Raw genomic sequence first — 22,635 nt, 5'->3', positions numbered from 1 at the left:
GGGCGGCAGGTCACGCCCCGTGGTCGCGGTCGTGCTCCGCCTGCGGAACGGGCCGAGTTCCCGCTTCGACGAAGACGAACCGCCGGTAGGACCAGAATCGGAACAGCGTCCCGAGGCCCGTGCCGACCACGAAACTGGCGAGGTTGTCGGCCAGTTGTGTCTGGAAGACGGCCGGCCAGATGCTGCCGAGCCCGTAGCGGCTGATCGCGAGGCAGGCCACCGCGATGCCGAGGCCGACCGCGTTGAAGAAGAAGAACAGCGCGTACTCGCGGGCCGGGTTGCTGCGCTGGCGGTGCCGCCAGGTCCAGAACCGGTTGCCGACGAAGGCGAAGGTCGCCGCGATCACCGTGGAGATCGTCTTCGCGGTCACCTGCTCGACACCACGCGCGGTCGTCAGGTAGTTGAACAGCGCGAAGTCGATGAGGAACGCGATCCCGCCGACCGTGGCGAACTTGCTCAGCTCGCGGACGAGGTGACCGAAACGGTCGAGCAGTGCGCGGACCAGACCCGGTCTGGTCTGCCGGGGACCCGGTTGCTCCCCGGTCATCGTGGCGGCCACGGGCCGAGCCTACCGGCTGCGGACCAGTCGGAGGGGTAGCAACGCGAGCGGCCGTCGTCGCTTGATGCGGCCCTGTCGCCGGGTGCGTGCCGTTGAACGCAGCGTAACCAATTCGCAGGACTGAGGCGGCCTGGAACGGGAATCCCCGAACCGGTCGGCGATGCGGGTTCACGGCCCGACCGCAACGCGCGTCGGCCGGGGTGCACGACAAGATTTGCGTGAAACTGCGCAGGAAAGCGGGTATCAGCTCGTGATACCGCAGCGAAGCCGCACCTTGTGCAGTTCTTCACAACCAGTCCCACTGACTCGGAAGGCTGCCCGGTTTACGCTGAGGCCAATCCCAGGTTTCCACGAAGGCGACGCATTCGGCGCCGCCGAGTCTCGTGCATCCCATAGATCGGTCAGCGTCGACCACAAGGAGATGTGTCATGGTTGCTCCGGCTGTTGTGCGGGGTATCGATCAGGCCCCGACGTCCCATCCGAAACTGCTCGCCTGGGTCCGTGAGGTCGCGGAACTGACCACCCCCGACCGGGTCGTGTGGGTGGACGGGTCCGACGAGGAATGGCGCCGCCTCACCGATGAGCTGGTCGAGGCCGGCACGCTGATCCGGCTGAATCCGGAAAAGAAGCCGAACTCGTTCTACGCGCGTACCGACCCGACGGACGTCGCCCGGGTCGAGGAGCGCACCTACATCTGTTCCGTCGATGAGGCGGACGCCGGCCCCACCAACAACTGGATGGCGCCGGCCGAGATGAAGCGCACGATGACCGATCTGTACCGCGGTTCGATGCGCGGTCGCACCATGTACGTCATCCCGTTTGTCATGGGTCCGGTCGAGGCCGAGAGCCCGATGTTCGGTGTCGAGATCACCGACAGCCCGTACGTGGTGGCGTCCATGCGGATCATGACCCGGATGGGCGCGAAGGTCCTCGAGGCCATGGGTGACGACGCGGGCTTCGTGCACGCGCTGCACTCGATCGGCGCCCCGCTCGCGCCGGGTCAGCAGGACGTGGCGTGGCCGTGCAACGAGACCAAGTACATCTCGCACTTCCCGGAGACCCGGGAGATCTGGTCGTACGGCTCCGGCTACGGCGGCAACTCGCTGCTGGGCAAGAAGTGCTACTCGCTGCGGATCGCCAGCGTGATGGGCCGTGACGAGGGCTGGCTCGCCGAGCACATGCTCATCCTCAAGATCACCTCGCCGGAGGGCAAGGTCCACCACATCGCCGGCGCCTTCCCGTCGGCCTGCGGCAAGACCAACCTGGCGATGGTGGAGCCGACCATCCCCGGTTGGAAGGTCGAGACCATCGGCGACGACATCGCCTGGATGCGGTTCGGCCCGGACGGCCGGCTCTACGCGGTCAACCCGGAGTACGGCCTGTTCGGCGTCGCGCCCGGCACCGACTGGAAGACCAACGCCAACGCCATGCGGACCCTGGACCGGGGCAACTCCGTCTTCACCAACGTCGGCCTCACCGACGACGGGGACGTCTGGTGGGAGGGCATGGGCGAGCCGCCGGCGCACCTGATCGACTGGAAGGGCAACGACTGGACGCCGGAGAGCGACAGCCTCTCCTCGCACGCGAACAGCCGGTTCTGCACCCCGATCACCCAGTGCCCGATCCTCGCCGACGAGTACTTCGACCCCAACGGCGTGCCGATCGACGCGATCCTCTTCGGTGGTCGCCGCAAGGACACCATCCCGCTGGTGACCGAGGCCCGCGACTGGGTGCACGGCGTCTACATGGGCGCCACGCTCTCCTCGGAGACGACCGCCGCCGCGTCTGGCGCGGTCGGCGTGGTCCGGCGGGACCCGATGGCGATGCTGCCGTTCATCGGCTACAACGCCGGGGACTACTTCCGGCACTGGATCGAGATGGGCAAGGGCGCCGACGGCGACGAGGCCAAGCTGCCGAAGATCTACTACGTCAACTGGTTCCGCAAGGACCCGGACGGCTCGTTCCTCTGGCCGGGCTTCGGGGAGAACTCCCGGGTGCTCAAGTGGGTCGTGGAGCGGATCGAGGGCACTGCCGACGCAGTGGAGACCCCGGTGGGGATGGTTCCGGCACCCGACGCGTTGGACGTCGAGGGCCTGGACATGACCCCGGAGGACGTTCGGATCGCGCTCAAGGTCGACCCGGACGAGTGGCGCAACGAGCTGCCGCTGATCACCGAGTGGTTCGAGAAGTTCGGTGACAAGCTGCCCGGCGTGCTCTGGGCCGAGCTGGACGCGCTGCGGGCCCGTCTGGACGCCGCGCAGCCACAACGGTAGGTGTGAACATCGCCCGCCACGGGCATCATCAGATTCCATGAGGACGGCCGCCGAGACCGAGGTCCGGCGGCCGTCCGCCGTCCGGGTGCTCACCATCCTGCTGGCGACGACGGCGGCGGCCACCGTCGTGGTCGAGCTGCTCAACTGGTGGTACGCCCCGGAGCAGGGCTTTGGTCTGGCCGTACGCACCGGCTGGGCGATGTTGCGCTCGTTCGGGTTCCTGCTGCTGATCGGGCACGTGCGCCGGGGCCGGACCGTGGCCCGCCCGTTCGGGCTGATCCTCGCCGTCACCACGATCTTCGCTGTCGGCCGGCTGATCGTGCCCCGGCAGGGGGTGCCGCCGCTGCCCGGGTTGCTCGGTTTCGCCGTACTCGCCGCGCTCTGTGTGGCGGTGGTCTGGCTGCTCTACCGCTCGTCGGCACTGGCCGGGCACCTCGTGCGGTACCGGCCACGGCTGGTCATCGACCGGGCCGGCATCTCCTGGCGGGAAATCCCACCACGCCGGCCAGAGGCGAGCGGCTGGCTGTTGACCAGTCGGGTGGCGGCCTTCACCTACAGCCCACTGATGCTCGTACCGGCACTGGTGGCCGGCGGGTCCATCCTGGACGGTCGGTTGAGCGCCGTCCCTGCCGTGCTCCTCTGGTTCGGCGCGGGCATCTCGGCCAGCTACGCGGTGCTGTTCTGTACCGCCTTCCTGATGCGCGGCAAGCACTGGGCACGCGGCCTGCTGGTCGTCGTCACGGTGGTCGTCCTGGCCGTGGACCTGCCGCTGTGCTGGTGGCTGCTGGGGGTCGACGGCCTGGTCCGTGATGGCGCCCCGCTGGTCGCCGCCGCCGCGCTCACCCTCTACGGCCTCCACCGAGCAGCCCGTGCCCCGAACCCACCCCCACCCTGACCCCGCCCCACCCGCATCCCGCCCCCGCCCGCTGCCCCCGCTGCCCCCGATCCTGCCCACCGTCACCCCGTCCGCCGCCCCCTCTGCCGCCCACTGCCCGTCGATCTTGCACTTTCTGTCGGTATGTAAGGCTGCAAAAGCCGCAAAGCGGCGACAGAAAGTGCAAGATCGCGGGGATGAGCGGCGGCTGAGTCGCGCCCTGCGCCCAGGCGCGCCTGCGCCCCGCACCGCATACCCCGCGTCCGCGCCGTGCCCCGTGTCCCGTGCCCGCGTCGCGCCCCGTGCCCGCGTCGCGCCCCCGTGCGCCATGCCCCGCGCGCCCCTGCGTCGCGAGCTGCGCCCGGCCCTCCCGCGCGCCGATCTTGCACTTTCGGTCCGGGCGAAAGGCGTGAAAGGTACGAAGCGGCGACACAAAGTGCAAGATCGCGGGGGTGGGGGCAGGCGCGCTGCCGCACGGCGATAGCCGTGGGGTGGGTGGGGTGGGGGAGAATTGAGTGGCGGGGGTCACAGTGGGTGGGGTGGTGGAGGGGAGGAGGCCGGGTGGGCGACGAGTTCGATGTGGTGGTGGTGGGAGCAGGGCCAGCCGGGGCGGCTGCCGCACTGACGGCCCGCCGGGCGGGCGCCAGTGTGCTGCTGCTGGACCGGGCCGACTTTCCCCGCGACAAGGCGTGCGGTGATGGGATCGCCGCGCACGCGGTGGACGTACTTGCCGAGCTTGGGGTGACCGAGGCGGTGGACGGCTACGCCCCGCTGCCCGCGCTGCGCATGGTTGCCCCGGGTGGCGGGGCGGTGGCCCGGGCGCTGCCCCGGCCGGCGTACACCGTGCCCCGGGAGGTTTTCGACGCCCGGCTGATCGCGGCGGCGGTGGCCGCCGGCGCGCAGCTGCGTCGGCACACTGTCCGCCGCGTCGAGACGCGGGCGGATCGGGTGGTGCTCGACGGGGAGCTGTCCGGTCGGGTGGTGGTGGGCGCGGATGGGGCCGGGTCGGTGGTGCGCCGGGCGCTCGGCCACCCGGTCAACCCGGACCGGCACCTGGCACTGGCCATCCGGGGGTACGCTCCGGCGCTGCCCGGCCCGCCCGAACAGCTCATCGTGACCTCGAAAGCGCGCTGGCCGGCGTACGCCTGGTCGTTTCCGATCGGCGACGGGCGGGCGAACGTCGGGTACGGGGAGGTGCTGCGCGGTGAGGCGCTGAGCCGCTCGTACCTGCTGGACCGGCTGGTCGCCCTGCTGCCCGGCACCGATTTGTCGACGGTAACCGCGCTGCGGGCACACCACCTGCCGCTGTCCACGCATCGGCCGGCGCCGGGGCGGGGTCGCACCCTGCTGGCCGGGGACGCGCTGTCGCTGATCAACCCGTTCACCGGTGAGGGCATCTTCTACGCGCTGCTCTCCGGTGCGCTGGCTGGGGCCGCCGCGGCCCGCGAGCCGGAGGGTGCCGCCCGCCGGTACGCCGACGGGCTTCGCCGCCGCCTCGGCACCCACCTGCGGCACAGTTCGGTGGCGGCCTGGCTGGCTCGGCGTCGGCGGGTGGTCGACGCGGCGGTCCGGGCGGCCCGTCGCGACGACCGGGTGTTCGACGACGTGGTCGAGTTGGGGCTCGGCGACGGCCGGCTCACTGCCCGTACGCTGGGCATGATCGGCATCGAATTGTCCCCCGGTGATCGGGCTCCGAGGCGGTGAGCCGGCCGGCGGGTCGCTACGCTGCTAGGTGATGACGCTGCGGAACCTTATCTACTCCGTCTACGAGCGCCGGCTCACGGCGAAGCTCGCGGGCAAACCGGTGCCACGGCACGTCGGGGTGATGTGCGACGGCAACCGCCGGTGGGCGCGGGAGATGGGCTTCGTCGACCCGAATGACGGGCACCGCGTCGGCGCGGCAAAGATCAAACACGTGCTCGGCTGGTGTGACCAGGCCGGTATCGGGCACGTCACCCTCTACCTGCTGGCCACCGACAACCTGCGCCGCCCGGCCAGCGAGCTGGACCCGCTGCTTCAGATCATCGAAGACCTGGTGGTGGAGCTGGCCGAGGAGGGCAATCCCTGGCGGCTGCGCATCGTCGGTGCTCTGGACCTGTTGCCGGCCCAAACGGCGGCGGCGCTCAAGGGTGCCGAGGAGCGCACCCGGGACCGCAGCGACGGGGCTGAGGTCAACATCGCGGTGGGCTACGGCGGCCGACGGGAGATCACCGACGCGGTCCGCTCGTTGCTGCTGGAGCACGCCGCCTCCGGCGGGACCCTCGAGGAACTGGCCGAGGTACTGGACGTCGAGCACATCTCCGAGCATCTCTACACCCGCGGCCAACCCGACCCCGACCTGGTCATCCGCACCAGCGGGGAGCAGCGGCTGTCCGGTTTCATGCTCTGGCAGTCCGCACACTCGGAGTTCTACTTCTGCGAACTCAACTGGCCGGATTTCCGGCACATCGACTTCCTGCGTGCGCTGCGCTCGTACGCCACCCGCCAACGTCGTTACGGCGTCTGAGCGGGCGGCGTCAGCCGCGGCTCAGGGCAGGTAGGTCAGCGCCCGGGTGAGGAAGTCGCCCAGAGCGGCCGGGGACTCGATGGTCAGGTCGGCGGCGTCGGCCACCTCCTGACCGGTCTCCGAGTTGGCGACGGCCACGCACACGCCGAAGAAGTCCGGGTCCGCCGCGGCGCGGGCTCGCAGCGCCGCGAACGCCTTGATGTCCGAGACGTCGTCGCCGAAATACCAGGCGCCGGTGGCTTCCTGAACCACCTCGCCGATCACCATGCCCTTGTCCCGGTCGACGGGCGGCTTGAGCTCCAGCACCATCCGCCCGGCCTGCACCCGCAGCCCCAGCCGGTCGGCCTGCGCCTGCCCCCACTCCTGCACGGTCGGGCCGAGTTGCGGAGCGGTCCGCCAGTGCAGCGCGACGGAGAGCCGCTTGAACTCGACAAGCGTGCCGGGCGGCAGTTCAGCCCGGGCCAGGTCGGCCAGCTCCGCCATGGTCGGCACCCAGGGCAGGGCGGCGGGTTCGGTGACCGTCTCGCCGCCGGAGTGGCTGTGCTCCAGCCCGTAGAGGCCGTAGAGGTCCACACCGCTGAGCTCGCCGAGGCGGTCGCGGAGGAACTCGACAGGTCTCGCGGAGACGATTGCGACTCGCCTGACCACCGGGGCCAACGCCTCGATCGCGGCCAGCGCCTTGGGGGCGGGCCGCACTGCGGTCGGGTCATCGTCGACGGGCGCGAGTGTGCCGTCGAAGTCGAAGAAGAGCACCGTCCCGGCGGCCCGGCCGGCGGTGACCTGCCAGGCCTGGTCGGCGTTCAACGGGGTCTTCGGCTGGTGGTTGCCCAGATTCAACGGTGGCACGCGCGTCAGCGTACCCCGGCGATGCGGGCCTATTCCTGGCCGAGCGCACCCCGCTCGGCTGGGGGCGCGGTCAGCGTTCGGCGGCTCCTCGTCCGCGCCGGCCGATCGGCACCACCGCCGCCTCCTGGCCGTGGTTCAACAGGTAGCCCTCCACGAAACCGGTGTTGCGATCCCCGGTGCGCTTCTCGATCTCGTTGAGCCGGGCCACCAGGAAGTCGGTGAGTGCGCTCAACCGGTCGTTCAGGCGCTCGTGCAGCTCTGCGAGGACGGCCAGGACGACCGCCGTGCCGGCGCTGACGAGCGCGAGGAGGTTGACGAACAGCGGAAGCTGCCCGCCGTTGACCGCGAGGGTCACCGCATTGCCGGTCGCCCACAATGTCATCGACACCGCGGCGACCACGACTGCCACCCACTTCAGGGTCATGGACAGACCCCTCCTTCTGTCCCGCAGGGCTGAGTTCGGCCTTGTCCCGTCCCCCGCCGATGACGAGCCCAAGCAGTACGAATAGGGACGCTAGCGTGCCCGTTCCGGCCCCGGAGTGAAACGAATGAACCTGACCAGGCGTTCTTTCGCCATCTGAGGAACTACCCTGCCTGATTCCCTCTTTTTCGGACATCGACCGGCAGCGTTGGGCGGTATGCGAGATATCTGATGGTTTCGCGGATGTGGAACTTCTCCGCGTCCGACACGTCGGGGTCGACCAGGCGACGCAGCAGAGCCTCCACGTCCGGATCCATCGGCGGGGCGGGCTGGCTGACCCGCGGGCCGGAGGCGGTGCGGTCCCAGCCCAGCGCGGCGAAGGCGGTGGCGGGGTTCAGCCCGAGGCCCTCGCAGAAGGCGACCACCCGTTCGGCCTCGGGGTCGCTGGCCCAGTCGCCACGGACCCACCGGTTGATGGTCTGGCGGGAGACGCCGGTACGTCGGGACACCTCGGTGCCGCTCCAGGCCCGGGTGGCTCGCGCCTCGTCGAGGGCACGCCGGACGAAGGTGGCGAAGGCGATCTTTCGCGCATTGGCCGTCTCAGTCACCCCGTGACGGTACGGCCAAGGGGAGGCCTGTGTGTGTTCAGGCACGCTGCTGTCACGCGGACGTGACGGTGGCCTCGGGTTCCAGGTAAACGATCCAGAGTCACTCTTGAGGGGTGTCACCCGGGCAGAATAGATGCCCATAGTGGTCAAGGTAAACAGACGAAAAGCTGATACTGTCACGCTCATGGGACAATCTACGGTGTGTCACGTGCATGAGACGATTAGTGCTCGCATGCGTCACGCCCCCGGTGCCAGGGGGGTGTGGTGACCGAGCTCGCCACCCGAGCCCAGGCCTTCGGGCTGATCGCCGAGGGAGTGGCCGCGGGGCTGAGTGCCCCGTGGCGCCTCTACCTAGCCCGAGGCTGCCGATACCTGTCGCTGAGCGTCAGCGACCGCACCGAGTGGAATGCCTGGCGCACCCACCTCGGCTGCCCCGAGCTGAGCGTCCGGGTCTACGACGCCGGTGGGGAGATCCGCCGCTCCTCCGTGGCCGAGGTCGTGCTGGACGGCTGCCGGATCAGCGTCGAGCTGGTCGAGGAGGTCAGCACCGACGATCTGGACCGGCTTCTCGTCGCCGACCCGACCCAGGTCGAGCCGGAGGAGCGATGACCCGGCGTCCGGGCCGGGCCGGGGCCGCCCGATGAGCCCTTTCCTCGTGGTCTTCCTCGTCCTGGTGCTCGCTGCCACCAGCTACGCGGCCGGTCGGCTGCACGGGCAGTTGAGTTACCGCATCGGGTACCGCTTCGGTTACCGGCAGGGCTACTTCGACGGCGACCGGGGCGCCTGGAACCGGCGGCGGCGCGACGCCCAGGCGGCGATCGCCTCCGCCCTGTCGGTCTCCTCGGCGGGCGCGGTCCGTTCCGCCGGCACCGTGGCCCGCCCCGGCACCACCTACACCGGCTCGTCGTTCACCGCGCCGGCCGCCCCGATCACGGGGCGGCACCCGACCGGCACGCTCGTTCGACGGACCGGTTGAGCCGGCCGGCGGGCCGCCGCGAGCGGTCCCGCCGACCGGCGCCACGAACGCGGTGCGTCGTCCGCGGCGGACACGCACCGTCGGGGTCACGTCAGACCGGTGACGGTGGCTCCGCCGGCCGGGATGCGCGCAGGGGGCATGCATCCCGGCCGGCTCGCCGCATACCCCTGCCGGCCCGGCCACGTCCGGCGTCGGTGGGGTGTCAACAGGGCTGTCTCCGAAGATCCACGATCGTGCACTAGCCGGGACGGTCCGCCGCCGCTAGCGTCTAGGCATGGCACGGGGTTCTCCCGAGCCAGCCGGTCCGCCCGGATCTGCGACCTCGCACACGGGGTTCCGCATCCGACCCCGTGTCCCCGGGCACCGGACGAGGCGGAACACGGGTGGCCGGGTGCCCATCCGTCGGAGCAGGCCTGTGACGACTCGCCGTATCACCGCCGGTGCCGACCAGACCCCGGCCGCGACTGCCACGACCCGCCGCGCCACCCGGAGCCGCAGTGCGCCGGCCGTCGTGCCGGTCGACCCCGAGGAGCCGCGACCAGCCGGGCAGGCGTTCGTTCTGGACACCTCCGTGCTGCTGTCCGACCCGGCGGCGTTCCACCGGTTCGCCGAGCACGAGGTGGTGCTGCCACTGGTGGTCATCACCGAGTTGGAGGGCAAGCGGCACCATCCGGAGCTGGGCTGGTTCGCCCGGCAGTCGCTGCGCATGCTCGACGAGCTGCGGATCCGGCACGGCCGGCTGGACCGGCCGGTGCCCGCCAACGATGTCGGCGGCACGCTGCGGGTGGAGCTGAACCACACCGACGACGGGGTGCTGCCGCCCGGGTTCCGCACCGAGAGCAACGACGCCCGGATTCTCTCCGTGGCGCTCAACCTCGCCGCCGAGGGACGGGACGTCACCCTGGTCAGCAAGGACATGCCGCTGCGGGTCAAGGCTGCCTCGGTGGGTCTGCGCGCCGACGAGTACCGGCACGGCCAGGCCAGCGACCCGACCTGGACCGGCATGTCCGAGCTGGAGTTGGGTGAGGAGCAGATCGGTCAGCTGTACGCCGGCGAGACGCTCGACGTCGACGAGGCGGCTGGCCTGCCCTGCCACACCGGCCTGGTGCTGCACTCGACGCGCGGCTCCGCGCTCGGCCGGGTGCTGCCGGACAAGTCCGTCCGGTTGGTCCGGGGCGACCGGGAGGCGTTCGGCCTGCACGGCCGCTCGGCGGAGCAGCGGGTCGCGCTCGACCTGCTGCTCGACGAGTCGATCGGGATCGTCTCGTTGGGTGGCCGGGCCGGCACCGGCAAGTCGGCGTTGGCGCTCTGCGCCGGGCTGGAGGCGGTGATGGAGCGCCGTCGGCACAAGAAGGTGATCGTGTTCCGCCCGCTGTACGCCGTGGGTGGCCAGGAGTTGGGCTACCTGCCGGGGTCGGAGTCAGAGAAGATGTCGCCGTGGGCCCAGGCGGTCTTCGACACGCTCGGCGCGGTGGTGCACGAGAACGTGCTGGAGGAGGTCACCTCGCGGGGCATTCTCGAGGTGCTCCCGCTGACCCACATCCGAGGGCGCAGCCTGCACGACGCCTTCGTGATCGTGGACGAGGCGCAGTCGCTGGAGCGCGGTGTGCTGTTGACCGTGCTGTCCCGGATCGGGCAGGGCTCCCGGGTGGTGCTCACCCATGACGTGGCCCAGCGGGACAATCTGCGGGTCGGCCGACACGACGGCGTGACCGCTGTCATCGAGGCACTGAAGGGCCATCCCCTCTTCGCCCATGTCACGCTCAGCCGTTCGGAGCGTTCGCCGATCGCCGCAATGGTGACCGATCTTCTGGAGGACATCCCGCTCTGATGGGGCTTTTGTAGGCTTTCGTCCACATTTTCAGTGTGGTGCAGATCACAAACGGCCGTGTTGGTTTCCCATCAGCCTCACTGTGCGCGATGGTGTCCAACGAGCGCCCACGCACCACGGGGATCGTTGGTGATCGGTTGCCCAGAGATGGCGACCATCGGTGACGGTCGGTGCGTCGGCGCGACCGGCAGACCGGTCGGGGCGCTCGCGGCACGGCTGACGGCCCGCGTGGCCTGGGCCGCGCCGTGTCCTTGCCCCCGACGAAGGGACCACTTCGTGAGTCGGCTGTGGAGCCGGTTGGGCGCCCGTACGGCTGCTGTCGCGCTGCTCTCCGTGGGCGTTGCCGGTGGCTTCTACCTGGGCGAAGACCGCGAAACTCAGCAACAGGGCCTGACCGAGCAGGTCAGCCTCGAGGTCGACCGGGCCGATTTCGCCTACCAGCGTGATCGGCAGGCCGCACACCAGGTCGCGTTCGCCAAGCAGCGGGCCGCCGAGTACCAGGCCAAGCTGCGGGCCGCGCAGGCCGCCAAGGAGGCCGCCGAGCGGGCCCGTAAGGCCGAGGCCGCCGCAGCCGCCCGCAAGGCCGAGCGGAAGGCCGCCGACCAGGCCGCCAAGCCGTACGACGGGCCCATCCCGGCGTCCTGCGCCGAGTACAGCGGCAACCGCAAGATCGGCTGTGCGTTGATGATCGACGCGGGCTTCGGCATCTCCGAGTTCCCCTGCCTGGAGAAGCTCTGGACCAAGGAGAGCGGCTGGAACCACAAGGCCCGCAACTCCTCGTCCGGCGCGTACGGCATCCCCCAGGCGTACCCGGGCAGCAAGATGGTTTCCGCTGGCGCCGACTGGCAGACCAACCCGGCCACGCAGATCAAGTGGGGGTTGGGCTACGTCAAGGGCAGGTACAAGACGCCCTGCGGTGCCTGGACGTACTTCCAGAACAACAACACGTACTGACGATCTCCACGGCGGGGCGGGTGGGCGACCACCCGCCCCGCCGTCGTCCGTACAGCGGACGTATGGGCGGGACGCGAGTGGCGGTTGGCCGCTTTTGCTGATAGCAGTTGGGGGGTGACACTGCACCCGTCAAGCGGCGACCCCCACCGGTTCGGCACCGAGGCGTTCTACGCCGCGCTCGGTCGGGCCTTCGTCGCGATGTGCGCGGTGGTCCCGTTCCTCTTCTTCATCGAGGCCTTCGACCAGGGCCTCGACTTCGGCCTGGATGCCACGGCCGGCATCATCCCGCACCGCATCGACGGCCTTGACGGGGTCTTCTTCTCCCCGTTCCTGCACCACGGCTTCGACCACCTCTACAGCAACAGCATCCCGCTGATCCTGCTCGGCACCTTCGTGCTGGCCGCCGGTGCCCGGCGGTTCCTCTGGTCGACCCTGATCATCATCCTGGTCAGCGGGCTCGGCGTGTGGTTCACCGGCTCGCCCAACTCGGTGGTGGTCGGCGCCAGCGGGGTGATCTTCGGCTACCTGGGCATCCTGCTGACCCGGGGCATCTTCGAGCGCAGCTGGTGGAACTTCGCCGTCTTCCTGCTGGTCGGCCTGCTCTACGGGTGGCAGCTCGTCGGCATCCTCCCCACCGACGAGCGGATCTCCTGGCAGGGGCACCTGTTCGGGTTGCTCGGTGGCGTGGTGGCGGCGATCCTGTTCCGCCGCCGTCGGCCCACCGTGGACGGCTCGGACTACTCGGGGTCCACCCTCAGCCTGCCCTGACCTGCTCGTCGGCGCGCCGGGACATGCTTGCCCGACCGGTGCCACCCGCTTACCGTCTGGATCAGCAAGCGTTGATCCGTGAGCGGAAAGCGACGGTACGCCATGCATGAGGTCGATGTAGCCGTGATCGGGGCCGGCCCGGCCGGGCTCTTCGCCGCGTACTACGCCGGGTTTCGCGGGTTGTCGGTGGCGGTGATCGACGCGCTGCCGGAGCCTGGCGGTCAGGTCACCGCCATGTACCCGGAGAAGCTGATCCTCGACGTGGCCGGCTTCCCCGCCGTCAAGGGCCGCGACCTGGTGTCCAACCTGGTCGCCCAGGCGGCCCCGTTCGGCCCGCGGTACCTGCTCGGCACCAGGGCCGAGAAGCTCTCGTACGTCGATGGCCGGCCGGTGCTCGGCCTGGCCGGCGGCGACCAGCTCGCCTGCGGCGCGGTCGTGGTCACCGGCGGGCTGGGCAGCTTCAGCCCACGGCCGTTGCCCTGCGCCGACGGCGCGCCCGGCACCGGGATCGTCTATTTCGTCACCGACCCGGCCGAGCTGGCCGACCGGGACGTGCTGATCGTCGGTGGCGGCGACTCCGCCTTCGACTGGGCGTTGGCCCTGCAACCGCTGGCCCGTTCGGTGACCCTGGTGCACCGGCGGGAGAAGTTCCGGGCGCACGCGTCGACGGTCGCCCGGGTGCTGTCGCTGCCGGTGCGGGTGGTGGTCAACGCCGAGGTCACCCGGCTGCTCGGGGACGGCACTGTGACCGGTGCCGAGGTGACAGTGCGTGGTGGCGCGGCCGAGACGCTGCCGGTGGACACGGTGGTCGCCGCCCTCGGTTTCACCGCCGACCTGGGTCCGCTCGCCGAGTGGGGGCTGCGGCTGGACCGCCGACACATCCTGGTGGACAGCGCCATGGCCACGAACCTGCCCCGGGTCTTCGCGGCCGGCGACATCACCGAGTACCCGGGCAAGGTACGCCTGATCGCCACCGGCTTCGGCGAGGCCGCCACGGCCGTGAACAACGCGGCGGTGGTCATCGATCCGAGCGCACACCTGTTCCCCGGGCACTCCTCCGACGCCGGCTGACCGTCGGTACCGGACACTGACCGGCCCGTGTCCGGATCGAGACGGGTCGACCGGACCCTGAGGGGATGACGGGGTCCGAGAAAGCACGTGACGGCGCACCGACCACGCTGTCGTGGCTCTGCCACCCGGCCACTCTGCTAGCCCTGGTGGTGTTGGTGGTCAACGACCACGTGTGGAAGGCGGCGTTTCCGGGCCTGGTGACGGGCAAGTTGAGTGACGTGGCGGGCCTGGTGCTCGCTCCGCCGCTGGTCGCGGTGTTGCTGACGCTGGTGGTGCCGCGAATGCCGGCCCGGATCGCCGCCGTGGCCGGCCTGGTCGCGGTGGGTGCCGGGTTCGCGGTGGTCAAATCCAGTGGGTACGCCGCTGAGTTGGCCTCCTCGGCCTGGACCGCGCTGGCGGGGCCGTCGCTGGTCCGGGCCGACTGGACCGACCTGTTCACGCTGCCGGCGCTCGGCCTGGCGTGGTGGAGTTGGACGCGGGCCCGGGTGCGGCCGGTGCGGCACCGGACGGCTCGGCTGGTCCGGCTGCTGGTTGTCCTGCCGCCGGCAGTCCTTGCGGTGGCCGCCACCAGCCCGGTCCACTACCCCTACGCGCTGGGCGTCACGACATTCGAGGGTCACCCGGCGATCGCGGTCGGCACGGGCTTCGACGGTAGCTGGCCCGACGGGCCGGCCGACGGCTGGTGGTCGATCAGCGACGACGCGGCGACCACCTGGCGAACCGCCACCGACGGCGAGGTGCAACTACTGCGGGCCCAGGACTCTCCGCGCCAGCAGGCGTGCGCGCCGGACGAGCCCCGGCGCTGTTACCGGGTGGTCCCCGGGCACCTGCGGGTGGAGCAGAGCGACGACGCCGGCGTGACCTGGCAGATTGCCTGGGAGGTGTCGGACGCACGGCGCGAGGCGTTGGCCCGCCGATACCCTAGCCCGGGCGACGTACGCCGACACTTCTCCTCCCGCGAGTTGGCTGTCTATCCACACGCCGGCGGTGGCCACGAGGTACTTGTCGCAAACGGTCGGGACGGCTTCCTGCGCCGTCTGTCGGACGGCGATTGGCGGCGCGACGGCCACCTCGGCCCGTCCAGCTACAGGGTCGACAAGAGTGATCTGCCGGCGATCGACGACGACGGGTCGGTGCGACGCGAGACGGACCTGCTGCTCGCCACCACGCTCGCGTTACTACTCGGCTGCGCGGTCACCGTGATCGCCGGTCACGTGGCGATCCGACGTGGTGGAGGAAGCCGCTGGTGGGGAATCGCCGGTGCCCTGCCGATCCTGCTGGCCGCCCTTGTGCTGGAGGCCGCCTGGCCCCGCGACGACGACGGCGGCGTCGTGGTCATGGTGCTGTTCGTCATCCTGCCGTTGGGCGCGCTTGCGGTGACGGGCATGCTCCTGGTCCCGTGGCTCGGCAGCGCGCCGGGCCGTTGGGTCGGATGGACCGTGGCCGACCTTCTGCTCACCGCGATCCTGGCCGGACTGCCGCTGGTCGGCTGGGTGAACGGCACTCCCGAGCAGACCCGGGTGGCGGTCGCGCTGGCCCTGCTGGCCACCGTGCCGGGTCTGCTGCTGGCCGTCCGGCTCGCCAAGCTCGCCGACCCGGCCCGCGAAGAGAACCGGCGCGGCACGCCGCCCTACCCGCCCTACCAACCCCTGCCGCCGAGGGTGCCGCTGCGCTGACGCCTGCTGCGGCCCCGGGACGTGTCGGCGGGCGGGTTGTGTCAGTGCGGGACGAGCGCGCCTTTTCGGTATCGCGGGAGGTAGATCTTGGCCACTTTCCGTTGGCTAACGGAAAGTGGCCAAGATTGTCAGCGATGGCGGGTGAAGCGGCCCGAGGTCGTGCCCCGCGGGCGCGCGGGTGGGGCCAGGGCGGCGATCAGCACGGCCACCATGGTCAGCGCGGCCCCGAGCAGGGTGTTCACGCCGGGGTGCGAGGCCGCCGTGGGCAGCACCAGGTCCAGCAGGACCGCGCCCACGATCTGGCCGGCGATGGTGGCCAGGCCGAGCAGCAGGACGCCGGTGAAGCGCACGATCGCGGCGGCGATCGCGATGAACACGATGCCGATCGGGCCGCCCAGGTAGAGCCACGGCTCGGTCGGCAGGTGGCCGGTCGGCCAGCCGCGTACCGCGATGTCGATGGCGAACGCGACGAGCAGCGTGACCGTGCCGACGGCGAAGTTGACAAGCGTGGCGGTCAGCGCGCTGTCGGCTGCCGCCCGGACCCGGCCGTTGACCGCCTGCTGCCAGGCGATGCCCACCCCGGCCAGCAGCGGCAGCAGGGCCAGCGCCAGCGTGCCCGGGTCGCCGAGCCGGTCGCCGACCGCCAGAGCGACCGCGAGCACGGTGAGCACCGCTCCGGCCAGGCGCTGCCGGGTGATCGGCTGCCGACCGGTGGGGCCGATGCCGGCGCGATCCACCAGGAGGCTGCTGCCGGTCTGGCCAGCGACGACCGCCACGGTGAAGAGGGCCACACCCAACGAGCCGATGGTGAGCCCCTGGGTCGCGACCAGGAACGCCCCGCACATCCCACCCAGGCACTGCCAGGGCCGCAACGCGCCCCCGGTGAGGGCACGTCGCAGCGCCGCCAGGCCGCGTCGCCCACCGGGGGTGGTGGGCACCAGCACCAGCAGCACCAGCAGACCCAGCCCGAACGAGACCACCGCGGCGGCGAACCCGTCGGCCAGGCGTACGCCCAGCTCGCCGTTGATCCGAGATTGCACCGCCACCGCGACCCCGGAGAACGACGCCAGCGTGACGCCGGTGATCCGGCGGGCGGCGGAGAGGGACTGCGGGGTCGCAGTGTCGGTGACTGTCACTCCTGCTCGGCCAGCGGCCGACCGTCGAAGTCGACGGCCGAGTAGAGGGCCAGCTTCTCCAGCCGGTGGTACGAGTCGATCACCCGGATGGTGCCGCTCTTCGACCGCATCACGATCGACTGGGTGTACGCGCCACCGGCCCGGTAGCGCACCCCACGCAGCAGGTCGCCGGAGGTGACCCCGGTCGCCACGAAGAAGCAGTTGTCCCCGGTGACCAGGTCGTCGGTGCCCAGCACCCGGTCCAGGTCGTGCCCGGCGGCGAGCGCCTTCTCCCGCTCCTCGTCGTCGCGTGGCCAGAGCTTGGCCTGCATCGCGCCACCCATGCACTTCAGCGCGCAGGCCGAGATGATGCCCTCCGGGGTGCCGCCGATGCCCATCAGCACGTCGACGTCCGACTCGCCCCGGGCCGCCGCGATGGAGCCGGCGATGTCGCCGTCGGAGATGAACCGGATGCCCGCCCCGGCCCGGCGGATCTGCGTGACCAGGTCGTCGTGGCGGGTGCGGTCCAGCACGCAGACCGTCACCTCGGACACGTCGGTGCCCTTGACCTTCGCGATCCGGCGCAGGTTCTCGGCCACCCCCGCGTTGATGTCCACCACATCGGCGTACGCGGGGCCGACGGCGAGCTTCTCCATGTAGAAGACCGCGCTCGGGTCGAACATCGCACCCCGCTCGGAGACGGCGAGCACCGCCAGCGCGTTCGGCATGCCCTTGCTCATCAGGGTGGTGCCGTCCACCGGGTCGACCGCGACGTCCACCTCCGGGCCGGTGCCGTCGCCGACGTGTTCACCGTTGAAGAGCATCGGGGCGTTGTCCTTCTCGCCCTCGCCGATCACCACGATGCCGCGCATCTGGATCGAGTTGATCAGCTTGCGCATGGCGTCGACGGCGGCTCCGTCGCCGCCCTCCTTGTCGCCTCGGCCGACCCAACGGCCGGCGGCCATCGCCGCGGCCTCCGTGACCCGGACCAGGTCGAGGGCAAGGTTGCGGTCGAGATCCTGTGGGATCCGCGTCCTGGTGTTCGTCATGACGGCTCCTCCTCGCGACGGTGCGGGGACGACCGGCGGCAGGGTGGTCCCCTGCTGCCGGCTTTGTCGCTGATCCTCACACGATGGCCGACCAAGCTTCGGCGCGGGGCGGTGATGGCCCGGATACCGCCGGTCGGGCGGCTGCGAAGATGGGAGGGTGGAACCCGCACAGCCAGCTGATCGCGTACCCGCCGACCGCACGCCGCCCGCCGGCCAGCCGCCGGCCGGGCTGCCCGCCGATGCCGCTGCCGAGCCCGTCGTGACCGGTCCGACGACGCCGGCCACCGGCGAGCCTGCCCTGGTCGCGTCGGAGCCGGCGGCACAACCGCCGGCACCGCTTGGCGGCTCCGGGGCCGGCGGCGTCCCGAGCACCGGCGGACGACCCACGCCGCCGAGGGCGGCGGCGGCCAAGGCCGAGCGGTCGCCGAAGGACATGGCGATCTCGCTGCTGGTGCTGCTGATCCCGATCGCGCTGCTGCTGGCGTTCTACCGGGGCTTCCTCGGCGGCGACCAGGCCGCCACGGTCGACCCGGCCCCGGCGATCGAGCAGGCCCGGTCGGCGAACACCTTCCCGGTGAGCCAGCCGCAGGGTCTGGGCTCCGACTGGCGTACGGTCAGCGCCCGCTACCAGAGCGTCGAGGGCGGCGCGAACCTGCGGATCGGCTACCTCACGCCGGAGGGGCGGGGGGTCCAGTTGTTGCAGAGCAGCGTGCCGGCCGAGCGGCTGCTCCCCGCCGAGTTGACCGACGAGGGGCAGCCACAGGGCCCGACGGAGCTGGCCGGGCGCACCTGGCAGCGCTACGCGGCCCGGGGCAACCAGCAGGCGTTGGTCCTGCTGGAGCCGACCCGAACGGTGATCGTCCTCGGTGACGCCCGGGACAACGAACTGCGCGAACTCGCCGGCGCGTTGCGCTGAGCGGCGTCGCGGGCGGGCCGGGGCGTCGTGTCCTTCTCCGCCGGCAATCGGACATCAGGGTGATTGTCCGAGGCGTCGACAGGGAACAGAGGAGGGAGTGATCCGGGCGCACTGCTCGGCCCGGGTCGCGCGGCGTGGCCAACGGTGTTGCCGCGTCGCCCGGTTTCCGGCGCCGACCAGGTCGTCGGGTGACCCCCTTGGGAGACACGAATGACTGTTCGACGACTCAGTGCCGGCCTGGTAGCCGCCGCCCTGTTCACGCCCGCCCTGACCGCCTGCGCTGGCGGTACGACCGGCACCGCCGGGTCGACCGCGTCGCCGACGGTGAGCGCGTCCGGCACGCCCAGCGCGTCCGGCGCACCCGTGTCGGGCGACGCCAAGCAGGCGCTGCTCGACTCCACCAAGGAGATCAGCAACGGCAACTTCCGGTTCACCCTCTCCGGCGCCGGCTCGACCGCCGAGGGTCAGGTGCACCAGCCGAGCCAGAGCGCGGCGATGAAGTTTGCCCTCGGCGGCCCCTCGTCCGACCTGGCCATGAAGCTCGACGTGATCCACGCCAAGCCGGACAGCTGGGTGAAACTGGAGCTGACCGGTCCCACCGCCGACAGCCTGCCCGCCATCAAGCAGCTCAACCTCGGCAAGTACCAGCACCTGGACCAGACCCGCATCAAGGGCAACAAGAACCTCGGCTTCGACTTCGACAAGGTCGACCCGGCCGGCAGCGCGGTGCTGACCCAGGGCATCACCGAGGTCCGCAGCACCGGCACCGGCACGTACGCCGGGACCATCGACGTCACCAAGGCGGCCGAGGCGGGCTCGCTGAACGCCGCCACGATCGCCGCGCTGGGCACCCAGGCGAAGACCGTGCCGTTCACCGCGAAGGTGGACCCGCAGGGCCGGCTCAGCGAGCTGGTGCTCCAGCTGCCGGCCGCCGGTCAGACCGCCGCCCAGGAGATCAAGATGACGTACTCCGACTACGGTGCCGCCACCGCCGCGCAGAAGCCGCCGGCGGACCAGGTCGTCGAGGCGCCGGCCGAGCTGTACAGCCTGTTCAACTGACGTACGCGGGTGGGGCGGCTCCGGCCGCCCCGCCGGCGGTCAGGAGGCGGGCTCCTGCCGGGCGGCGTCGATCCGCGCCCGGGCGCCGTCCAACCAGCGCTGGCAGATCACCGCCAGCGCCTCGCCGCGCTCCCAGAGCGCCAGCGACTCCTCCAGCGACGTGCCGCCGGCCTCCAGCCGCTCGACCACCGAGGCCAGTTCGGCCCGCGCCTGCTCGTAGCTGAGCCGCTCGTCCGGCCCGGCCTTCGTGTCGTCAGTCATCGCGCCCATCTCAGCACATCCCTCCCGCGGTCACCGCGTCGCCACTGCGCCGTCGCACACTCAGCCGTCCACCGTCGCGGCCAGCTCACCGTCGGCCAGTCGTACCCGCAGCGGGTCGCCCTTGCCGACCTCGGCCGCCGCGCGGACCACCTGGCCGTCGGCGCGCTGCACGATCGCGTACCCCCGGTCGAGGGTGGCGGCGGGGGAGAGGGCACGGAGGCGGGCCAGGGTGTGCCGCAGCTCGTCGTCCGCGCCGGCGAGCCGGTGGTCCAGGCAACGGCTGGCCCGTTGGCGCAGCGCGGTCAGCTCGGTCACGCGGTGCTCCACCATCACCTGGGGCCGGGCCAGCACCGGCCGGGAGCGCAGGCTGTCGAGGCGGTGGGACTCGCGGTCGACCAGGTTGCGTACCGCCCGTTCGAGGCGGTGCCGAGCCTGGCCGATGAGGCGTACCTCCTCGGTGAGGTCGGGGACGACCCGCTTGGCCGCGTCGGTCGGGGTGGAGGCCCGCAGGTCGGCGACGTAGTCGATCAGCGGCGTGTCCGTCTCGTGGCCGATCGCGCTGACCACCGGGGTACGGCACGCGAACACCGCGCGGCAGAGCGCCTCGTCGGAGAAGGGCAGCAGGTCCTCGATGCCACCGCCGCCCCGGGCGATGACGATGACGTCGATGCTCGGGTCGGCGTCCAACACCTTGAGCGCGTCGATGATCTGCGGCACCGCGGACGGGCCCTGCACGGCCACGTTGACCGTCCGGAACTCCACCGCCGGCCAGCGTCGCCGGGCATTGGTCAGCACATCCCGCTCGGCCGCCGAGGCACGCCCGGTGATCAACCCGATCCGACCCGGCAGGAACGGCAGCCGGCGCTTTCGGGAGCGGTCGAACAGCCCTTCGGCGGCGAGCAGTTTCTTGAGCTTCTCCAGTCGGGCCAGCAGCTCGCCCAGCCCCACCTGCCGGATCTCGTCGGCCCGCAGGCTCAGCGTGCCCCGGGCGGCGTAGAACTCCGGCTTGGCGTGCAGCACCACGCGGGCGCCCTCACGCAGCTCCGGAGCGCCAGCGTCCAGCACGTCCCGGTTGGTGGTGACGGTCAGGCTCAGATCGGCCGACGGGTCCCGCAGGGTGAGGAAGACGGTGGTGGCGCCCGGACGGCGGCTGATCTGCGCCACCTGCCCGTCCACCCAGACCCAGCCCAGCTTGGCGATCCACGCGCCGACCTTCTGGCTGACCACCCGGACCGGCCAAGGCTCCTCGGCGGTGCTGCCACCCACCCGTGCGGTATCACTCACCCGCCCACCCTACGGACCCCCTCGGTGATCAAGAAGTTTGCGTCGGTGCCGGGCGCGTTTCTGACGCGAACCTCTTGATCACCGGGGCTTTGGGGGTGGGGCTGTGGGATCTGCCGGCTGGGGTGCGGGCACGTACGATGGGTGGGTGACTCAGGCTGAAGCGACTTCCCGGACCGGCAAGCGCGTGCTCCTGGCGAAGCCCCGCGGCTACTGCGCGGGTGTCGACCGTGCGGTGCAGACCGTCGAGGAGGCGCTCAAGCTCTACGGCGCTCCGATCTACGTCCGCAAGCAGATCGTGCACAACAAGCACGTCGTGCAGACCCTGGAGGCCCAGGGCGCGATCTTCGTGGAGGAGAACGAGGAGGTGCCCGAGGGCGCCACCGTCATCTTCTCCGCGCACGGAGTGGCCCCCGAGGTCTACGAGCAGGCCAAGGCGCGCTCACTGAAGGCGATCGACGCGACCTGCCCGCTGGTCACCAAGGTGCACCAGGAGGCGAAGCGGTTCGCCGCCGAGGACTACGACATCCTGCTGATCGGCCACGAGGGGCACGAGGAGGTCATCGGCACCGCCGGTGAGGCTCCCGCGCACATCCAGCTCGTGGACGGCCCGGACGGCGCCGACAAGATCAGCGTGCGCGACCCGGAGAAGGTGGTCTGGCTCTCCCAGACCACGCTCTCGGTCGACGAGACGCTGGAGACGGTCGCCCGGCTCAAGCAGCGGCTGCCGCTGTTGCAGTCCCCGCCCAGCGACGACATCTGCTACGCCACCTCCAACCGGCAGCACGTCGTCAAGGAGATCGCCGCCGAGTGTGACGTGGTGATCGTGGTCGGCTCGACGAACTCCTCCAACTCGATCCGGCTGGTCGAGGTGGCCCTGGATGCCGGCGCTCGCGCCGGTCACCTGGTGGACTTCGCCCACGAGATCGACGACGCCTGGCTGGCCGACGCCCGCACCGTCGGGCTGACCTCCGGCGCGAGCGTCCCGGAGGATCTGGTCCGGGATGTGCTCGCGCACCTCGCCGCGCGTGGGTTCGGCGACGTCGAGGAGATCATTACCGCCAACGAGCGGCTCACCTTCTCGCTGCCGCAGGAGTTGAAGCGGGACATGAAGGCCGCCGCCGCAGCGCGCGGCTGAGTATCCGTTTGACGGGAACGCCGGGGCGTTCCGGTGCGTCGAAGCCGGCATGAGGACATTTCGGCTCGCCGTCCCCGCCCTGGTCGTCTGCGCCGTGCTGAGCGCCTGTGGTGGGACGGCCGACCCCGCCAGCCCCGGCACACCGTCGACAGCGACCGCGGAGCCAACCTCGGCCGCCCCGACGCCCCCGTCCCCGACGCTCAAGTCCCCCGGTGGGCCCAGCGTCCCGCCGCCCGTCGGCGCCACCGAACTCACCGGCACGGTCACCCCCGGGGTGGAGCCGAACTGCCTGCTGCTCGACGGCTATCTGCTGATCGGCGGCCCCCGGGACGTGCTGACCTCCGGCGCGCGGGTCACCGTCACCGGCCGGGTGGAGGCGGGCCTGATGACCACCTGCCAGCAGGGCACCCCGTTCGTCGTGGAGGGCGCCCACCGCAGCTGACCCCGACCGGA

The 22,635-nt window shown here is 71.2% G+C and carries 23 protein-coding genes; 15 read left to right on the top strand and 8 right to left on the bottom strand.

Annotated elements, in window-relative coordinates:
* Window positions 1-10: 10 nt before the first annotated feature.
* Complete coding sequence (locus ABZ808_RS21230; protein WP_357009562.1) at window positions 11-547, bottom strand: GtrA family protein; 537 nt, start codon at window positions 545-547, stop codon at window positions 11-13.
* Window positions 548-987: 440 nt separating this feature from the next.
* Here ABZ808_RS21230 and ABZ808_RS21225 point away from each other — a divergent pair, with 440 nt between their 5' ends.
* The 4 genes from ABZ808_RS21225 (at window position 988) to ABZ808_RS21210 (ending at window position 6,212) form a co-directional block, all read left to right on the top strand.
* Complete coding sequence (locus ABZ808_RS21225; protein ID WP_357009070.1) at window positions 988-2,832, top strand: phosphoenolpyruvate carboxykinase (GTP); 1,845 nt, start codon at window positions 988-990, stop codon at window positions 2,830-2,832.
* A 37-nt stretch (window positions 2,833-2,869) separates the two neighbouring features.
* Window positions 2,870-3,727 (top strand): hypothetical protein, encoded by an 858-nt coding sequence (locus ABZ808_RS21220; protein WP_357009067.1) that lies wholly within the window; start codon window positions 2,870-2,872, stop codon window positions 3,725-3,727.
* 540 nt (window positions 3,728-4,267) lie between these two features.
* Window positions 4,268-5,410, top strand: coding sequence for a geranylgeranyl reductase family protein (locus tag ABZ808_RS21215; protein ID WP_357009064.1), 1,143 nt, complete (start codon window positions 4,268-4,270; stop codon window positions 5,408-5,410).
* Between the two features lie 31 nt (window positions 5,411-5,441).
* Window positions 5,442-6,212 (top strand): isoprenyl transferase, encoded by a 771-nt coding sequence (locus ABZ808_RS21210; RefSeq protein WP_357009061.1) that lies wholly within the window; start codon window positions 5,442-5,444, stop codon window positions 6,210-6,212.
* A gap of 21 nt (window positions 6,213-6,233) precedes the next feature.
* Here ABZ808_RS21210 and otsB read toward each other — a convergent pair whose 3' ends face one another.
* From otsB to ABZ808_RS21195, 3 genes are all read right to left on the bottom strand, one after another.
* Entirely contained in the window at window positions 6,234-7,058 is an 825-nt protein-coding gene (otsB, locus tag ABZ808_RS21205) for a trehalose-phosphatase (RefSeq protein WP_357009058.1), read from the bottom strand.
* A gap of 70 nt (window positions 7,059-7,128) precedes the next feature.
* Complete coding sequence (locus ABZ808_RS21200; protein ID WP_357009055.1) at window positions 7,129-7,482, bottom strand: hypothetical protein; 354 nt, start codon at window positions 7,480-7,482, stop codon at window positions 7,129-7,131.
* Between the two features lie 161 nt (window positions 7,483-7,643).
* Window positions 7,644-8,087 (bottom strand): helix-turn-helix transcriptional regulator, encoded by a 444-nt coding sequence (locus ABZ808_RS21195; RefSeq protein WP_357009053.1) that lies wholly within the window; start codon window positions 8,085-8,087, stop codon window positions 7,644-7,646.
* A gap of 264 nt (window positions 8,088-8,351) precedes the next feature.
* On the opposite strand from ABZ808_RS21195, the gene ABZ808_RS21190 reads away from it, so the two are divergent.
* The 7 genes from ABZ808_RS21190 (at window position 8,352) to ABZ808_RS21160 (ending at window position 15,363) form a co-directional block, all read left to right on the top strand.
* A complete protein-coding gene (locus ABZ808_RS21190; protein WP_357009050.1) occupies window positions 8,352-8,696 on the top strand; it encodes a hypothetical protein in 345 nt (114 codons plus the stop codon).
* A gap of 31 nt (window positions 8,697-8,727) precedes the next feature.
* Window positions 8,728-9,063 (top strand): hypothetical protein, encoded by a 336-nt coding sequence (locus ABZ808_RS21185; protein WP_357009047.1) that lies wholly within the window; start codon window positions 8,728-8,730, stop codon window positions 9,061-9,063.
* A gap of 415 nt (window positions 9,064-9,478) precedes the next feature.
* Window positions 9,479-10,894 (top strand): PhoH family protein, encoded by a 1,416-nt coding sequence (locus tag ABZ808_RS21180; protein WP_357009044.1) that lies wholly within the window; start codon window positions 9,479-9,481, stop codon window positions 10,892-10,894.
* Between the two features lie 276 nt (window positions 10,895-11,170).
* Window positions 11,171-11,848, top strand: coding sequence for a lytic transglycosylase domain-containing protein (locus ABZ808_RS21175; RefSeq protein WP_357009042.1), 678 nt, complete (start codon window positions 11,171-11,173; stop codon window positions 11,846-11,848).
* A gap of 114 nt (window positions 11,849-11,962) precedes the next feature.
* On the top strand, window positions 11,963-12,616 hold the full coding sequence (locus tag ABZ808_RS21170) for a rhomboid family intramembrane serine protease (RefSeq protein ID WP_357009039.1): 654 nt from the start codon (window positions 11,963-11,965) through the stop codon (window positions 12,614-12,616).
* Between the two features lie 102 nt (window positions 12,617-12,718).
* The gene (locus ABZ808_RS21165) at window positions 12,719-13,687 is read left to right on the top strand and encodes an NAD(P)/FAD-dependent oxidoreductase (protein ID WP_357009560.1); all 969 of its coding nucleotides are present in this window, start codon (window positions 12,719-12,721) and stop codon (window positions 13,685-13,687) included.
* 65 nt (window positions 13,688-13,752) lie between these two features.
* Window positions 13,753-15,363: a hypothetical protein gene (locus ABZ808_RS21160; RefSeq protein ID WP_357009036.1), complete on the top strand. Its 1,611-nt coding sequence runs from the start codon at window positions 13,753-13,755 to the stop codon at window positions 15,361-15,363.
* A 128-nt stretch (window positions 15,364-15,491) separates the two neighbouring features.
* Here ABZ808_RS21160 and ABZ808_RS21155 read toward each other — a convergent pair whose 3' ends face one another.
* Window positions 15,492-16,499: a DMT family transporter gene (locus ABZ808_RS21155; protein WP_357009033.1), complete on the bottom strand. Its 1,008-nt coding sequence runs from the start codon at window positions 16,497-16,499 to the stop codon at window positions 15,492-15,494.
* A complete protein-coding gene (gene glpX, locus ABZ808_RS21150) occupies window positions 16,496-17,527 on the bottom strand; it encodes a class II fructose-bisphosphatase (RefSeq protein ID WP_357009030.1) in 1,032 nt (343 codons plus the stop codon). Before glpX ends, ABZ808_RS21155 begins: the two co-directional genes overlap by 4 nt.
* A 157-nt stretch (window positions 17,528-17,684) precedes the next feature.
* On the opposite strand from glpX, the gene ABZ808_RS21145 reads away from it, so the two are divergent.
* A complete protein-coding gene (locus ABZ808_RS21145; RefSeq protein WP_357009028.1) occupies window positions 17,685-18,443 on the top strand; it encodes a DUF4245 family protein in 759 nt (252 codons plus the stop codon).
* A 210-nt stretch (window positions 18,444-18,653) separates the two neighbouring features.
* Entirely contained in the window at window positions 18,654-19,502 is an 849-nt protein-coding gene (locus ABZ808_RS21140) for a hypothetical protein (protein WP_357009025.1), read from the top strand.
* Between the two features lie 39 nt (window positions 19,503-19,541).
* On the opposite strand, the gene ABZ808_RS21135 is transcribed toward ABZ808_RS21140, so the two are convergent.
* Together ABZ808_RS21135 and xseA are read right to left on the bottom strand one after the other, a co-directional pair.
* Window positions 19,542-19,763, bottom strand: coding sequence for an exodeoxyribonuclease VII small subunit (locus ABZ808_RS21135; RefSeq protein WP_030328827.1), 222 nt, complete (start codon window positions 19,761-19,763; stop codon window positions 19,542-19,544).
* 60 nt (window positions 19,764-19,823) lie between these two features.
* The gene (xseA, locus tag ABZ808_RS21130) at window positions 19,824-21,047 is read right to left on the bottom strand and encodes an exodeoxyribonuclease VII large subunit (protein WP_357009022.1); all 1,224 of its coding nucleotides are present in this window, start codon (window positions 21,045-21,047) and stop codon (window positions 19,824-19,826) included.
* A gap of 145 nt (window positions 21,048-21,192) precedes the next feature.
* Between xseA and ABZ808_RS21125 the strand changes: the two genes are divergently transcribed.
* Window positions 21,193-22,182 carry a 4-hydroxy-3-methylbut-2-enyl diphosphate reductase gene (locus tag ABZ808_RS21125; protein ID WP_357009019.1) on the top strand — a complete coding sequence of 330 codons (990 nt, stop codon included), beginning with the start codon at window positions 21,193-21,195 and terminating at the stop codon, window positions 22,180-22,182.
* A gap of 49 nt (window positions 22,183-22,231) precedes the next feature.
* Complete coding sequence (locus ABZ808_RS21120) at window positions 22,232-22,624, top strand: hypothetical protein (RefSeq protein WP_357009015.1); 393 nt, start codon at window positions 22,232-22,234, stop codon at window positions 22,622-22,624.
* The last annotated feature ends 11 nt before the right edge of the window (window positions 22,625-22,635 follow it).

Source organism: Micromonospora sp. NPDC047527, from assembly GCF_040643015.1.
GTDB lineage: Bacteria > Actinomycetota > Actinomycetes > Mycobacteriales > Micromonosporaceae > Micromonospora.
Note: the sequence above shows the minus strand (reverse complement) of the source record. Positions and strands in the feature narration are given on the sequence as shown.